Origin of the sequence: Streptomyces sp. NBC_01515, assembly GCF_045040345.1 — a bacterium.
Lineage (GTDB): Bacteria > Actinomycetota > Actinomycetes > Streptomycetales > Streptomycetaceae > Streptomyces.
On sequence record NZ_CP109416.1, the window covers coordinates 3976249 to 3990633 of the forward strand.

Genomic DNA, 14385 nt, shown 5'->3' on the forward strand with positions numbered 1-14385 from the left:
ACAGCCAGGCTACAGCTTCCGCTTCTAAGGTGCCGTGTCCATGACAGACATTAACGGAGCCACCCCCACCCCGGTCGGACGCCGTGCCGTCCTGATCGCCACCGGCACCACGGCCGCCGTACTGGCCGTGGGTGCCGCCGCTCCCCATTCCCCCACGACCACCACCGCGGCGGACGCAACTCCCGCTGCGGCGGCGGCAGTCTGCACCCTCACCAAGGAGATGACCGAAGGCCCCTACTACCTCGACGGTGCCCTGGTCCGCGCCGACGTCACCGAAGGCAAGGCCGGCATCCCGCTCAAACTCGCGCTCACCGTCGTGAACGACAGCACCTGCGCGGTCATCCCCAACGCGCTCGTGGAGATCTGGCACTGCGACGCGCTCGGCGAGTACTCCGGCTACGTCGGCAACAACGGCCACAGCGAGCCGGACGACGGCACCTTCCTGCGCGGCGGTGTCCTCACCAACTCCGCCGGGCTCGCCAACATCACAACGATCTACCCGGGTTGGTACCGCGGGCGCTGCGTGCACATCCACGTGAAGGTGCACACCGGCGTCACGCTCACCTCGGACGGCTCGTTCACCGGCGGCAGCGAACTCCACACGGGTCAGCTCTTCATCGACGAGACCCTCACCACGGCCGTCGCCAAGATCTCCCCGTACTCGACCAACACGGTCACCCGCACCACCCTCGCGCAGGACTCGATCTACGACGACGGAGGTGCCGCGTCCGGGCTCATGACCCTTACGGCGCTGGGCAGTTCGACCTCGTCCGGCTACACGGGCACCCTGACGCTGGGCGTCAGCCAGAGCTGACGCGGCGCTGAACTCCCCCCACGGAGAAGGGGTGGCCCGCGGTGCGACACGGGCCACCCCTTCCTCATGTCATCTCACAGCACCGCGCGTCAGGTGCCCGGGCAGTGCTCCCACGCCATGTGGTACACCGTGCTGATGTCGCCGTCCGTCGAGTCCATCGTCATGAAGCTGACCGCGCTGGACGACGAGGTACCGGCGCTGACCCGCAGCTCCGTGTTGATGTTGAAGTTGCGCTGAACTCCGCAGGGTGCCCAGACCAGTTGGGCCACGTCCGTGGTGTCGTTCGCCTGCCAGTTGTCGTCGTAGGGACCGTTGAACGGGTGGTTCTTGCTCGCGGTGTTCGACGAGCCCTGGAAGTAGTACGAGGCCTTCTGCGCACCGCTCGCGCCGCGCTGGAGCGAGGCGAAGCCCCGGTAGTCGGCGCTCGCGATGGCGTACGTGAAGCCCTGCGGGACGTGGACGACCAGGTTGAGCTGGCAGTTCTTGCGGAACGCCGTGGGGTCGGAGTTGCCGCCGACCTGGGCGAGGTACGCGCTGTAGGTCACCGTGAAGGCGGTGTTGTCCTCGGAGACGGCGACCGCCGTCGTGCCCTGCGGGCAGCCCGAGCCGTTCACCGTGGCGACGTTGATGACGATCTTGTCCGGGGGCGGGTTGTCGAACACGGGCGAGGACGAGTGCTGCGTGGGCAGCGCGGTGGTGAGAAGAGCGGCGACGGCGCCGCTCAGGAGGAGCCCACCAGGCATGGTTTCTCCTTGGGGTTGGGGGGTGGCTGCGCCCCAAGTCTTTGAAGAACCAATGAAGTTCCTGTGAAGACCGACGGCGCGCTCGCATCGTAGGGAGCCGCACGGGGAGCGGTCAGCGCGAACTCAGGCCATTCACAGACGCGTCTTTCACATTCTCTCCACAGTGTGTGAACTCTGTTGAAATAAGCGGCCGTTGGCCGTTCCGTCCCCAGGTCCTTCACAGCGGCACATCAAGGAATCCTTCAGATACGGCCCTAACTTCCTTGCCATGACGGGAAACAACGAGAACGACCAGCGACTCGACCAACGGCCCGCCCGGCACCGCCGGGACAAGGCCGTCCAGCGCCGCCGCGTTCTGATCGGCGGCGGCACCGTCGCCCTGGCGGGCGGCCTCGCGGCCGCCGGCTTCGCCTCGGCCGACACATCCACGACCACCACCGACGCGTCGACCTCCACCGAGACGTCGACGACCACCGTGACCACCGACGCGTCCGCGTCGGCCACGAGCAGCGTCTGCACCCTCACCGCCGAGGTCACCGAGGGGCCGTACTCGCTCGACGGCGCCCTGATCCGCGAGGACATCAGGGAGGAGAAGGAGGGCGTCGAGGTCCAGTACACCTTCACCGTCGTCGACCAGGACAACGACTGCGCGCCGCTCGCCGACGCCCTCGTGGAGCTCTGGCACTGCGACGCGCTCGGCGAGTACTCCGGGTTCGTCGGCAAGAACGGCCACACCGAGGACGACGACGGCACGTTCCTGCGCGGCGGCGTGCTCACCGACTCCGACGGCGCGGCAAGCATCGTCTCCATCTGGCCGGGGCACTACGTCTCGCGCGCCGTCCACGTCCACATGCGGGTGCACACGGACGTGACGCTCGCCGACGGCACGTACACCGGCGGCACGCTCGTCCACACCGGCCAGCTCTTCTTCGACGCCGACCTCAACGAGGAAGTGCAGGCCACCTCCCCGTACTCGGACAACACCACCGCCGAGACATCCCTCGGCGACGACACGATCTACGACGACGGAGGCGCCGCGTCCGGTCTGCTCACGCTGACCGCGCTCGGCTCCGACGTGTCCGACGGCTACACGGCGACCCTGACCGTGGGCGTGAGCACGAGTTGACCAGGAGGCGGATGACCAGGAAGCACTGATCGGGGATCGCCGATCGCACCCCGCGCGGCTGCCGCCCTCCGGCGGACTCGGACTCGGTCCGCGTCTCCAGCGCCCTCTCCCGGCGATGGACACGGACCGAGTACGCCAGGGCGGCAGCCCGCATCCCGTACAGCACGACGTGCACCGGAGTGCTACGTCGGCAGCAACGCCTCGACGATCTTCGCGAGCTGGTCGCGCGTCACCGCGCCCATCCGCGTCGCCGCCACCCTGCCCGCCGGGTCGATGACGATCGTGTACGGCATCACCTGCGTGTTCACCAGGCCGCGCGGCAGCCGCAGGGCCTGCTTGCCCGAAGGATCGTGCAGCGACGGATAGCCCAGGTGGTGGTCCTTCTGGAACGCGAGCCCGGCGGACCGACTGCCGTCGTTGTCGATCCCCAGCACCCGCAGCCCCCGATCACCCCACGTCTCCCGGATCAGCCTCAGCTCGGGCGCCTCCGCCCGGCAGGGCCCGCACCAGGACGCCCAGGCGTTGATCAGGACGACCTTCCCCCGGTAGTCCGACAGCCGGATCGCGTCCCCGTCCAACGAGGTCCCGGCCAGATCCGCCACGGCCGGACGCCGGCCCTCCTCGAAGATCCGGGTGAGCGGATCGCCGGGGGCGGCATCGCTGACCGGCGCCGGGGAGGAGCAGCCCGCGAGGATCATGCAGGCAGTGGCAACGGCCGTGTACGCGCGTCGAGTTGTCATCGTCGTCGTCATCACGTCATTGTCCTCAGCGCGCCGCGGCGACGAGGTCAGGGGTTCTCCCAAGCCGCCGGTTCCGCCGCCAGCGCGCGTACCGGCTCCGGCAGCGCGTCCGCCGCGATGTCCGCGACGGTGACGCCCTCAAGGATCTTGCGGACGTTGGCGCGCAGGGCGATCCAGAGGGGGAGGAGAGGTTCGGCGGTGCCGGTGTAGGCGAGGCCGGTGGGGCGTTCGCCGCGTACGGACACGATCGGGCCGTCCACCGCGCGTATGACGTCCGCCACGGTGATCGCGCCGGCCGCGCGGGCCAGCCGGTAGCCGCCGCCCCCGCCGCGGCGGCTGTCGACGATCCCGGCGCGCCGGAGGTCGCCGAGAATTCCCTCCAGGAATTTGTGCGGGATGTCCTGCGCGGTGGCGATGGTCTCGGCCTTCACCGGACCGTCCGGTACAGGGCCGTCGTCACCCCGTACGGCGAGCTCCAGTACCGCCCGTACCGCGTAATCCGCCCGTGCCGAGATCCTCATGCGTCCATTGTGGTCCGTTCTGGCGTAGAGAATGGCCCCGCACGACGGCCTCCTGGGACGACCACGGAAAATGGCTTCGCACGTGCCGCCGACGGACCGGACCCGGGAGGAGCTTCCAGTGGAGCTGAGCAGGCGTACCTTCAGCACCCTCGCGGGAACGGCCGCGCTCGGATTCGCGCTGGGGGGTGGCAGCGGCGGCAGCGGGGACGCGTACGCCGCGCATGTCGTGCCGACCGGCCCGCCCCCCGCGCCACCGGCCGCGGACGGGCAGCCCCACACGATCGGGTACGACCGCTACTCCCTGATCGTCGACGGGAAGCGCCTGGTCCTGTGGTCGGGCGAGATGCACCCCTTCCGGCTCCCGAGCCCGTCCCTGTGGCGCGACGTCCTGCAGAAGATGCGCGCCTTCGGCTACAACGCGGTCAGCATCTACGTCTCCTGGAACTACCACTCCCCCGCCCAGGGCAGCTACGACTTCACGGGCGTCCGGGACCTCGACCTGTTCCTGCGCATGGCCGCCGAGACCGGCCTCTACGTCATCCTGCGCCCCGGCCCGTACATCAACGCGGAGATCGACGCGGGCGGCTTCCCCGGCTGGCTCACCGCCACGAAGGGCACGGCCCGCACCGCCGACCCGACCTATCTCTCGCACGTCGACGAATGGCTGACTCACGTCAACTCCATCGTCTCCAAGCACCTGTTCACCCAGGGCACGGGCACGGTCCTGCTCTACCAGATCGAGAACGAGTACGACGCCCAGACCACCCAGCCGTCCGGCACCGCCTACATGTCCCACCTGTACAAGAAGGTGCGCGCCGACGGCATCGACGTCCCCCTGTTCCACAACGACAAGGGACGCAACGGCTATTGGACCCCGGGGTCCTTCGACACCGGCGCGGACAAGGGCGGTTGGCTGTACGGCTTCGACGGGTATCCCTCGCCGTCCCAACTCCCGCCGGACTGGGGCCACTACGGGATCGGCGGGGCCAAGGGCGGGGCCACCGCCAGCCCCAAGACCCCTGGTTTCGTGCCGGAGTTCGGTGGCGGCTGGTTCGATCCGTGGGGCGGGTCCTGGTTCGACGGCAAGGGGTACGCCGAGTCGCGCCGGACGCGTGACGCGGCGTACGAACGGCGTTTCTATCTCACCAACCTCGCCAACGGACTCACCCTGCACAACGTCTACATGACCTTCGGCGGCACCTCGTGGGGCTGGCTGCCCGCGCCGGTCGTCTACACCTCGTACGACTACGGCGCCGCCTTCGACGAGGGCCGCAACGCGACCGCGAAGCTCGTGCCGATGCACCAACTCGGCCATCTGCTGCGGACCGTGCCCGACTTCGCCAAGCTGGACCGCGCGGCGGACGTCAAGGCGGACGGCCTGAAGGTCTACCACCTCACCAACGCCGACACCGGCGCGCACGTCTACGTCCTGCGCAACGACGGCACGAAGGCGGTCACTTCGACGCTGCCGACCACGACCGACGACATCGAGGTCACCGTCCCGGCCCAGGACGCCCGCCTCCTCGTCACCCAACTCGCCCTCGGCGGGCGCAAGTTGAGGTACTCGACGGTCACGCCGATGATGTTCCTCACCGCCGGTCGGCAGGACATCGCCGTGTTCGCCGGGACGCGCGGCGAGATGGCCCACCTCGTGGTCGAGTGCCCGGACGAGCCGGTGGTGACCCGGCTCGACGCGCAGGCCGCGTGGGTGTGGGACCGCGGTCTCCTGCACGTCACCGTCCCGCTCGGCATCGGCGGCCTGACCCGGGTCCTCGTCCAGGCCGGCGGCGTCGACAACCCCCTCCTGCTGGTCTTCGCCGACGAGGCCGGCTCCGTACGCCTGTGGCCGTACGAGACCGGTTCGGGCACCGCGCTGGTCTACGGCCCGGCACTGCTCCGCGATGCCACCGTCAGCGGGACGACCGCCCACCTCACCGGCGACACCATCGCCGAGACCGGCCTGGAGGTGTGGGGGCCGCGCGGCATCGCCGACGTCACCTGGAACGGTCAGGCCGTGCCCTCGACCGTCACCAACGCGGGCAGCCTGCGCTCGAACCCGGACGCGCTGCTGCCCGGGGTGCCCGCGGTACCGCTGCCGGCACTCGACGGCTGGCGCCGGAAGGTGGAGAACCAGGAGGCCGCGGTCGCCTTCGACGACTCCAAGTGGACGGCGGCGGACAGGACTTCGACGTTCAGCACGACGGCCGTCCCCTCCGGGCAGCCGCTGCTCTTCGCGGACGACTACGGCTTCCACTACGGGGACGTCTGGTACCGGGGCCGGTTCACGACCGGCACGGCCGACGACCTTGAGTCGGTGACCCTCGCCTACAGCACCGGCACGCAGGGGTTGTTGATGGCGTGGCTCGACGGCGAACCGCTCGGCACGCACCGGATGCCGGTGCCGACGAACAGCAGTGTGCGGCAGGGGAGTTGGACGGCGAAGGCGACTCTGCCGGTCCCGGAGAAGGTACGCACAGGCGGCTCGCATGTCCTGTCCGTGCTGGTGCGGCGGATGCAGCACGACCAGAACGGCAAGGCCCTCGACACCCACAAGGTGGCCCGGGGTCTGACGGCGGCGACCTTCAAGGGCGCCTCGCCGAAGGTGAGTTGGCGCCTCCAGGGCGAGGCCTCACCCGATCCCGTGCGCGGGCCGCAGAACAACGGCGGGCTGTACGGCGAGCGGGAGGGCTGGCACCTGCCGGGGTACGCGGACGCCGGCTGGGAGGCCGTGACACTCCCCCGCGCCGACAAGCGGCAGGGCGTGGCCTGGTACCGGACCAGCTTCAAGCTCGCCGTGGACACCGGCATCGACGCCTCGATCGGCCTCGTCCTCGACGACGACCCGACGCGCGCCTACCGCGTCCAGATCTTCCTCAACGGCTGGAACATGGGCCAGTACATCAACGACGTGGGCCCGCAGCACACCTTCGCGCTGCCGAACGGGATCCTCCGCACCCGGGGCACCAACACCCTCGCCCTGGCCGTCCTGTCCGACGGCACCACACCGGCGGGCCCGAAGGACGTACGGCTGACGCTGTTGGGGAGTGCGGCCGGAGGAGTACCGGTTTCGCCGGTGGCCTCCCCCGGCCGGTAGCCACCTCAGCCGAGTCGGATCATGTTCCAGGACAGCGGCTCCAGTACGGCGGTCAGGGTGCCGTCCTGGAGGGTGGTGCCCTCGACCGCGTGCGGGGCCACCCGCTCCGGGTCGGCCAGGGTGTTGCGGGCGTCCGGGTCGGCGTCCGCGAGGGCGCTGTGCTCGACGACCGACGTCAAGTCGAGGCCCTTCAGGCCGACTTGGAGCGGGAGCGACTCGGTGCGGCTGCGGTTGACGGCGAACACCGTGACCGAGCCGTCCTCGCCGCGCACGGCGGTGGCGTGCAGCAGGTCGGCCTCGCCGTACTTCCGCGTCCCGTGCTTCGGGGAGTCGACGCGGACGTCGAGGACCTGGCCGCGGCCGTACCGCGAGGCCTGCGCGAAGGGGAAGAACGTCGTCTGCCGCCAGGCCGGGCCGCCCGGTTCGGTCATGATCGGCGCGATGACGTTGACGAGCTGGGCGAGGCAGGCGACGGTGACGCGGTCGGCGTGCCGGAGCAGGGCGATCATGAGCGAGCCGAAGACCACCGCGTCCATGACGCTGTAGTTGTCCTCCAGGAGGCGCGGCGCCTCCGGCCACTCGGCGGGATCCGCGTTCTTCGTCTGCTCCTCCCAGTCCGACGTGTACCAGACGTTCCACTCGTCGAAGGAGAGGTTGATCTTCTTCTTCGACTTGAGGCGGGCGCCCACGTGGTCGGCGGTCGCGACCACGTTCTCGATGAACGACTCCATGTCGACGGCCGAGGCGATGAAGGAGTCGAGGTCGCCGTCGGTCGGCTGGTAGTAGGCGTGCAGCGAGATGTAGTCGACCAGGTCGTACGTCTCCTGGAGGACCGTCGACTCCCACTCGGCGAAGGTCGGCATGGCCTGGGAGGAGGAGCCGCAGGCGACGAGTTCGACACCGGCGTCGATCTGGCGCATCGCGCGGGCCGTCTCGGCGGCGATCCTGCCGTACTCCTCGGCGGTCTTGTGGCCCGTCTGCCAGGGGCCGTCCATCTCGTTGCCCAGACACCAGAGCCGGATGCCGAAGGGGGTCTTGTCGCCGTGGGTGATGCGCTGGTCGGAGAGGGTCGTGCCGGCGGGGTGGTTGGCGTACTCCTGGAGTTCCAGGGCCTCGGCCACGCCCCGGGTGCCGAGGTTGATCGCCATCATCGGCTCCGCCTGGGGGCCGAGCTTCTTCAGGAACGCGATGTATTCGGACAGGCCGAAGCGGTTGGACTCCGTCGAGCGCCAGGCGAGGTCGAGGCGGCGGGGGCGATCCCCTGCGGGGCCTACCGAGTCCTCCCACTTGTAGCCGGAGACGAAGTTGCCGCCGGGGTAGCGGATGGTGGTCACGCCCAGTTCACGGACCAGGTCCAGGACGTCCTGGCGGAGGCCGGCGTCGTCCGCGGTGGGGTGGTCCGGTTCGAAGATGCCGGTGTAGACGCAGCGGCCGAGGTGTTCCACGAAGGAGCCGAAGAGGCGGGGGTTGACTTCGCCGATGGTGAAGGCGGGGTCGAGGGTGAAGCGGGCGGTGCGCATTGCTTCCTTCCGGGGGTTGAGTTTTGTCTGCCGGTTCGTTGTGGCTGGTCGCGCCCACGCGGCGGAGCCGCAAATTGACACAGCCCCGCGCCCCTAAGACAACTGGGGCCAGCCGTTAGTCGTCCAGCTCAGGGTGTTGAGCCCCAGCTTCGGGGTGCCTGAATCCTCTCCGTCGTAGTAGTGGTATGCCAAGACATCCTTACCTTTGTCTTGGAAGACGGATTCTCCGCCCGGGCCTATGTAGCGGCCGTGGGTGGCCAGCAGTAGGTCTCCGCCGCCCGCCAGCATTGGCTTGCCGGTGCTGTCCGCGTAGGGGCCCGTGACCGAACTCGCCCTGCCCACCCGGATCTTGTACGTGGAGTTCACGCCGGCGCAGCACGCGTCGTACGACGCGAAGAGGTAGTAGTAGCTGCCGTGCTTCAGCACGTACGCGCCCTCGACCGCGTAGGGCGCGTCCGGGCGGGTGGCCAGGTGGGCGACAGTCGCGCCGGGGATCGCCTTGCCCGTGACGGGGTTCAGCTCGACCAGGCGGATGCCCGTCCAGTACGAACCGAACGCCATCCAGAGTTTGCCGTCCGCGCTAATCAGCGCAGGGTCTATGGCGTTCCAGGCGTCCGTCGTCTCCGAGGTGAATGCCTTGCCCTGGTCGGTCCAGGTGCCGGGGAGGCCGGTGGGGGACGTTGCCACGCCGATCGCGGAGTGGTTGGTGCCCCAGGAGGAGACGGCGTAGTAGAGCCAGTAGCGGCCGTCCCGGTAGGAGAGGTCGGGGGCCCAGGGGTCGCCGGTCGAGTTGTAGTCGTACCACCAACTCGGGGGCGCGGCGAAGGCGTTGCCCGCGTCGTCCCACTGGACGCGGTCCTTGGAGGTGCGGGCGCCGATGACGCCGCCGGTCGAATAGGCGACGTAGGAGCCGGACTTGAGGCGGATCACCGTGGGGTCGTGGATGATCTGCTGGCCGGTGACGGGCTGTGGGTCGGGGTAACTCTCCGCCGCCTGGGACGTGGTGGGCAGCAGTACCAGAGCCGCCGCCATCGCCGCCGCGGCAAGACCTCTTCGTATGGTCACTGTCCCGCCAATCCGGTGTGGGCCACGCCCGCGACGATCTGGCGCTGGAAGAAGACGAAGACGATGATCAGCGGCAGTCCAGCCATGAGGCCGCCGGCCATGAGCTGGGCCCACTGGATGCCGTAGGAGTTCATGACGGTCGCGATGCCGTTCGGCATGGTCATCAGGTCGGGGTTGTTGGTCACCATGTACGGCCACAGGAAGTTGTTCCAGGAGGCGATGAAGGTGAAGATGCCGACCGCCGCGAGGGAGGGGCGGGAGAGCGGGACGACGATGGTGAAGAAGATCCGCCAGCGGCCCGCGCCGTCGATGAAGGCGGCCTCCTCCAGTTCGCGGGGGATCCCCTGGAAGAACTTGTAGAGGATGTAGACCATCGCGGCGGGCGCGCACTGGGGCAGGATCATGCCCCAGTAGGTGTCGACCATCCCCATCTGCTGGACGGTGGTGAAGAGGGGGACGCCGAGGACGGCCGGGGAGATCATCAGGCCCGCCATCACGGCGCCCATCAGGACTGACTTGCCCTTGAACTCGGTGCGGGCGAAGCCGTATCCGGCGAGTGCGGCGACGGTGACCACGATGGCCGTCACGAGGATCGACACGACGAGGGAGTTGACGAACCAGTCCGTGATGTTGCCGGTCTTCCAGAGGGCCTTCCAGGCCTGGCCCGTCCAGACCTGGGGCAGCCAGTGCGGCGGGATCTCGGCCGCCTCGGCCTCGGACTTGAGCGAGGTGAACAGGGCGGCGGCGATCGGCGCCACGAAGAGCGCGGAGACGGCGGCGCCGAGGAGGGTGAGGACGATCTGGCTGGGTGTCCAGGGCCTGCGGGGCTTGGTCCGCAGGGACTTGAGCCGTGGCTGGGTGGTGCTCATCGGGTGCCCTCCTCACGGGTGCGGAGCAGTGCCATCCGGGCGAGGGCCACGGCCGCGATGATCACGAAGAAGATGACGGACATCGCGGAGGCGTAGCCGACGCGGTAGCTGGTGAAGCCCTGTTCGAGGGTGTACTGGACGAAGGAGCGGGTGCTCAGCTCGGGTCCGGGGCCGAAGTCCATCATCACGACGGCCTGGTCGAAGAGCTGGAGCGAGGCGAGGGCCTGGAGCGCGATCACCAGGCCGGTGATGTGGCGCAGCATCGGCAGGGTGATGTGGACCGTGCGGTGCCAGGCGTTCGCGCCGTCGAGCCTGGCGGCCTCGTAGAGGTGGTCGGGGATGCCCTGGAGCGCGGCGAGGTAGAGGAGGAAGCTGAAGCCGACCGTCCACCAGAGGGTCTCGATGACGATGGCGAGCATCGCGTAGGACTTGTCGGTCAGCCAGGGTGTGGTGAGTCCGAAGGTCTCGTTGAACAGGCCGATCCCCTGGGTGAACAGCCACTGCCACATGTTGCCCGCGACCGTCGACGGCAGCAGGAACGGTGCGAAGAAGCACAGCCGCCACAGCCACTTCCCGCGCTCGATGTGGTGCGCGAGCATCGCCAGCAGGAAGGCGAGGACCGTGATGCAGGGCACGACGAGCAGGGTGAAGTACGCGCTGTGGCCGAGCGCGTCCCACATCGCCCGGTCGTGCAGGGCCTCGCGGTAGTTGTCGAGGCCGATGAAGTTCGCGCCGTCGCCCGAGATGTTGGCGTCCGTGAGGCTGAGGTAGACGCCGCGCAGCAGCGGCCAGACGACGAACAGGGTGAAGAGCGCCAGGAACGGGGCGACGAACCAACCCCCGTGCTGGAAGCCCTGGTCGCGGCGGACGGTCGCGGTGGCGGTGGCGGTCCTCGCCCGCGCCGGTGCGATGACGGTCTGGGCACTGGTGGTCATGCGGCTGCACCTCCTTGCGCTGCGGTCCTGCCGTCCATCGGGTTCTTCGAGGCGAGGAGCTTGGTGAGGTGGTTCTTCATGGTCCGGGCCACGGCGGCCGGTTTGGCGGAGCCCATCGTCGAGGAGACGACGAGGGGGCCGAGGTCCTGGGCGAGGACGCCGGTGGAGCCCGCGAACCACACCTTCGGCTCGGTGGCCTGGTGGTTCATCGCGGAGACGTACTCGTTCTGCGGGGTGAGCTTCTGGTAGGCGGCCGTGGAGAGCGTCGGCGTGTACGCGGGGATGTGGCCGCCGGCCGCCCACTGCAGGGCGTGGGTGACGACGTACGCGGCCAGTTCGTGCGCGGCCTCGTTGGTGGCGCCGCCGCGGCCCGACTGGTGCGGCAGGACGAAGGAGTGCGACTCGGCGTGCGTCGCCTGCTTGCCGAAGACGGGCGGCAGCGGGGTCGCGCCGTAGTCCAGCTTCGCCCCGGAGAAGACCGGCACCGACCAGTCGCCCTCCCAGGTGAAGGGAGCGCCGTTGATGAACTGCTCGCCGGTCGGCGCACCCGGGATGACGTATCCGTCGGTGACATGCTTGCGGAAGAACTCCAGGACCTGGGTCGCCTTGTCGCTGTCGAAGAGGACCTGGGTGTCGCCGTCGTCGAACCATCTGCCGCCGAGCTGGGTGTAGAAGGCGACGAAGAACCACCACTGGAAGTTCTGGTCGTTGGTCCACAGGCCGATGGTCTGCAGGCCCTTCTTCTGGACCGCCCTGGCCTTCTTCAGGACGCCGAACCACTCGTCGGTGGAGGTGACTTGGATCATCCGGCCGTCGTCGCCGAGCAGGTCCGCCTTCTTCAGGACGTCCTTGCGGTAGAAGCAGAGCTGTACGTGGATGTCGAGAGGCAGGGCGTACAACGTGCCGTCGATGACACCGCGGTTCCACAGCGCGGGGTTGTAATCGGCCTTCCGCACGCCGTACTTGGCGAGGAGGTCCTCGTCCCACGGGTCGAGGAGCCGGCCCGGCGAGAAGCCCGCGACGCGGCCCATGTGCATGACGCCCAGCTCCGGTGCGTGGTTGCCCGCGGCGGCCATGGCGAGCTTGGTGTAGAAGGGGTTGCCCCACTGGAGGGTGGAGTCCTTGACGTCGATGCCGGGGTGTTCCGCGCGGAAGGCGTCCAGCATCGCGATCATGTTGGCGCCGTCGCCGCCGCTGAAGAGGTTCCAGTAGCGCACCCGGGTGTCCGCGCCGGAGGCGAGCGCGTCGGCGCCGGTGCCGAGAGCGGCGAAGGCGAGGCTGCCCGCGACCGCGAGGCCGCCCGCCGTGGCCAGTAGATGCCTGCGATTCAGGTCAGGTCGTCCCATTGCCTGCCCTTACTGTAGAGATCCCGTCGTGTTCGACATGCCGAATGCTGCTCGCAACTTCGAACGGGACCGTAAAATCGAAGCGCTTGCGCGTCAATGGGTTCGACACAGTGCACAGTTCATTCGCGGGGGCGATTTCCGGACACAGCGGTCGTTCCCGGTCCCACAACGGCCACCGGACGACATGACGTTGGCAGTTGTGGGCGCGTAACCTCGGACCGGCTTGTGCAGCGGACGGCGGGAAGGGGGAGCGTACGACGTGGTGACGACCTTCCTCGGTGAGCTGTACACGTCCTTCGTGTGGGTCCCCACGGTGGTCCTCGGTGCCGCCCTCGCGCTGAAGCTGCCGGCCATCGTCCGGATGTGGCGGGACCCGCTGCTGCGGGCGGTCGGCGGGCTGCTGCTGTTCGCCTGCGCGCTGTTCGTGTCCGTGACGCCGTCGGTCATCGGCTGGATCAACCGGGTCACCGGTGTGCCCAACTTCGCGGCGCCGTGGGCGTATTCGCTGCTCACCGCGTTCAGCGGAGCGGGGTTGCTGCTCATCGTCGCCTGGCGCTTCGGGCTGTCCGAGCGTTCGAACACGACCCGGCGCGCCAGACGGTGGATCATCTCCCTCTACTCGGGCGTGATCGTGGCGCTGTGGGTGCTGTTCGCCCTCGCCGACGTGCCGGTGGAGCGGGTGCGGGACCTGGACACGTACTACGCGAACACGCCCTTCATGCGCGAGGAGATCCTGCTCTACCTGCTCGCGCACACCGTGGCCGCGCTGATCACCGTGCGGCTCATCTGGAACTGGGTCCGCGCGGACGCCCTGCACGGCTGGCTGCGCTGGGGACTGACGTTCCTGGGCGCCGGTTACGCGCTGAGCCTCGTCTTCGATCTCGCCAAACTCACGGCGGTGACGGCCCGTTGGACCGGGCACGACCTCGACGCGCTCAGCACGGACGTCGCTCCGTGCGCGGCCTGCCTCTCCGCCGTGCTGATCGCCGTCGGTTTCATCCTGCCGCACACCGGCCAGTTCCTGCACGGCCGCCTGCGCGTACGCCTCGCCCACCACCGACTCCGGCCGCTGTACGTCCTGATGCGCTCCGTCGACGGCGACGGCGTCCCCTTCCTGCTGTGCGCGGCGCCCGAACTGCGCCTGATCAGGCGGGAGACGTACATCCGCGACGTCCTCCTGCCCCTCGCCCGCCACCTCGACGAGGACCTCCGCACCCGCGCCCACCGCGCCGCCCTCCGCCTCGGCTGCACCCCGCGCCGTGCGAAGGCCCTCGCGGCGGCGGTGGCGATCCTGGACGCCATCGACTCCGGCCGCCGCGACGACAGCACCGGACATCCCGACACCGCCGACCTCCTCCAGGAGATCGGGCCCGTCTCCTGTGCCCTGCGCCACCGCGACGCGATCGACGCGGTGCGGGCGGCGGCGCGGAGCGAGGGAACGGGGGCCGGCGCGACGGAGACGGTGGGTGCCGTTCAGGCCAATTGCGCGGCTCAGGCCAACTCCGGTCCGCCGGCGGCAAGTTCGGCGGACCCGGTGCGCCGTATTCCCCCCGTCCATCCCGCGGAAGCGCCTCGCTTCCTGCTGCCGCGGCGACGGTGAGGTGGCTGAGTC

The 14385-nt window shown here is 69.3% G+C and carries 12 protein-coding genes; 4 read left to right on the forward strand and 8 right to left on the reverse strand.

The window, feature by feature from the left end:
* Nucleotides 1-40: 40 nt before the first annotated feature.
* Nucleotides 41-814 (forward strand): intradiol ring-cleavage dioxygenase, encoded by a 774-nt coding sequence (locus OG407_RS17560; RefSeq protein ID WP_405859114.1) that lies wholly within the window; start codon nucleotides 41-43, stop codon nucleotides 812-814.
* Between the two features lie 89 nt (nucleotides 815-903).
* Here the strand turns inward: OG407_RS17560 and OG407_RS17565 are convergent, their stop codons facing one another.
* Nucleotides 904-1557, reverse strand: coding sequence for a DUF4360 domain-containing protein (locus tag OG407_RS17565; RefSeq protein WP_405859116.1), 654 nt, complete (start codon nucleotides 1555-1557; stop codon nucleotides 904-906).
* Nucleotides 1558-1825: 268 nt separating this feature from the next.
* Here OG407_RS17565 and OG407_RS17570 point away from each other — a divergent pair, with 268 nt between their 5' ends.
* Nucleotides 1826-2683, forward strand: coding sequence for an intradiol ring-cleavage dioxygenase (locus OG407_RS17570; RefSeq protein ID WP_405859118.1), 858 nt, complete (start codon nucleotides 1826-1828; stop codon nucleotides 2681-2683).
* 182 nt (nucleotides 2684-2865) lie between these two features.
* Here OG407_RS17570 and OG407_RS17575 read toward each other — a convergent pair whose 3' ends face one another.
* Together OG407_RS17575 and OG407_RS17580 are read right to left on the reverse strand one after the other, a co-directional pair.
* Complete coding sequence (locus tag OG407_RS17575; protein WP_405859120.1) at nucleotides 2866-3435, reverse strand: TlpA family protein disulfide reductase; 570 nt, start codon at nucleotides 3433-3435, stop codon at nucleotides 2866-2868.
* A gap of 35 nt (nucleotides 3436-3470) precedes the next feature.
* Nucleotides 3471-3944: an Rrf2 family transcriptional regulator gene (locus tag OG407_RS17580; protein WP_327404321.1), complete on the reverse strand. Its 474-nt coding sequence runs from the start codon at nucleotides 3942-3944 to the stop codon at nucleotides 3471-3473.
* A 118-nt stretch (nucleotides 3945-4062) separates the two neighbouring features.
* Between OG407_RS17580 and OG407_RS17585 the strand changes: the two genes are divergently transcribed.
* A complete protein-coding gene (locus tag OG407_RS17585) occupies nucleotides 4063-7038 on the forward strand; it encodes a glycoside hydrolase family 35 protein (RefSeq protein ID WP_405859122.1) in 2976 nt (991 codons plus the stop codon).
* Nucleotides 7039-7043: 5 nt separating this feature from the next.
* On the opposite strand, the gene OG407_RS17590 is transcribed toward OG407_RS17585, so the two are convergent.
* The 5 genes from OG407_RS17590 to OG407_RS17610 all read right to left on the reverse strand — a co-directional run bounded on the left by OG407_RS17590 (nucleotide 7044) and on the right by OG407_RS17610 (nucleotide 12773).
* A complete protein-coding gene (locus OG407_RS17590) occupies nucleotides 7044-8558 on the reverse strand; it encodes an alpha-N-arabinofuranosidase (protein ID WP_405859124.1) in 1515 nt (504 codons plus the stop codon).
* Nucleotides 8559-8651: 93 nt separating this feature from the next.
* On the reverse strand, nucleotides 8652-9590 hold the full coding sequence (locus tag OG407_RS17595; RefSeq protein ID WP_405868458.1) for an arabinan endo-1,5-alpha-L-arabinosidase: 939 nt from the start codon (nucleotides 9588-9590) through the stop codon (nucleotides 8652-8654).
* Nucleotides 9591-9619: 29 nt separating this feature from the next.
* The gene (locus OG407_RS17600; protein ID WP_405859126.1) at nucleotides 9620-10492 is read right to left on the reverse strand and encodes a carbohydrate ABC transporter permease; all 873 of its coding nucleotides are present in this window, start codon (nucleotides 10490-10492) and stop codon (nucleotides 9620-9622) included.
* Nucleotides 10489-11427: a carbohydrate ABC transporter permease gene (locus tag OG407_RS17605; protein WP_405859128.1), complete on the reverse strand. Its 939-nt coding sequence runs from the start codon at nucleotides 11425-11427 to the stop codon at nucleotides 10489-10491. Before OG407_RS17605 ends, OG407_RS17600 begins: the two co-directional genes overlap by 4 nt.
* The gene (locus tag OG407_RS17610) at nucleotides 11424-12773 is read right to left on the reverse strand and encodes an extracellular solute-binding protein (RefSeq protein ID WP_405859130.1); all 1350 of its coding nucleotides are present in this window, start codon (nucleotides 12771-12773) and stop codon (nucleotides 11424-11426) included. Before OG407_RS17610 ends, OG407_RS17605 begins: the two co-directional genes overlap by 4 nt.
* Before the next feature lie 259 nt (nucleotides 12774-13032).
* On the opposite strand from OG407_RS17610, the gene OG407_RS17615 reads away from it, so the two are divergent.
* On the forward strand, nucleotides 13033-14373 hold the full coding sequence (locus OG407_RS17615) for a DUF6545 domain-containing protein (RefSeq protein ID WP_405859132.1): 1341 nt from the start codon (nucleotides 13033-13035) through the stop codon (nucleotides 14371-14373).
* Nucleotides 14374-14385: the final 12 nt, after the last annotated feature.

Excerpts from the sequence above, each read along its gene's own strand:
- OG407_RS17600 (WP_405859126.1), bottom strand. The coding sequence starts at position 10,492 with ATGAGCACCACCCAGCCACGGCTCAAGTCCCTGCGGACCAAGCCCCGC.
- OG407_RS17565 (WP_405859116.1), bottom strand. The coding sequence starts at position 1,557 with ATGCCTGGTGGGCTCCTCCTGAGCGGCGCCGTCGCCGCTCTTCTCACC.
- OG407_RS17595 (WP_405868458.1), bottom strand. The coding sequence starts at position 9,590 with ATGGCGGCGGCTCTGGTACTGCTGCCCACCACGTCCCAGGCGGCGGAG.
- OG407_RS17605 (WP_405859128.1), bottom strand. The coding sequence starts at position 11,427 with ATGACCACCAGTGCCCAGACCGTCATCGCACCGGCGCGGGCGAGGACC.
- OG407_RS17560 (WP_405859114.1), top strand. The coding sequence starts at position 41 with ATGACAGACATTAACGGAGCCACCCCCACCCCGGTCGGACGCCGTGCC.
- OG407_RS17610 (WP_405859130.1), bottom strand. The coding sequence starts at position 12,773 with ATGGGACGACCTGACCTGAATCGCAGGCATCTACTGGCCACGGCGGGC.
- OG407_RS17575 (WP_405859120.1), bottom strand. The coding sequence starts at position 3,435 with ATGACGACGACGATGACAACTCGACGCGCGTACACGGCCGTTGCCACT.
- OG407_RS17590 (WP_405859124.1), bottom strand. The coding sequence starts at position 8,558 with ATGCGCACCGCCCGCTTCACCCTCGACCCCGCCTTCACCATCGGCGAA.
- OG407_RS17570 (WP_405859118.1), top strand. The coding sequence starts at position 1,826 with ATGACGGGAAACAACGAGAACGACCAGCGACTCGACCAACGGCCCGCC.
- OG407_RS17580 (WP_327404321.1), bottom strand. The coding sequence starts at position 3,944 with ATGAGGATCTCGGCACGGGCGGATTACGCGGTACGGGCGGTACTGGAG.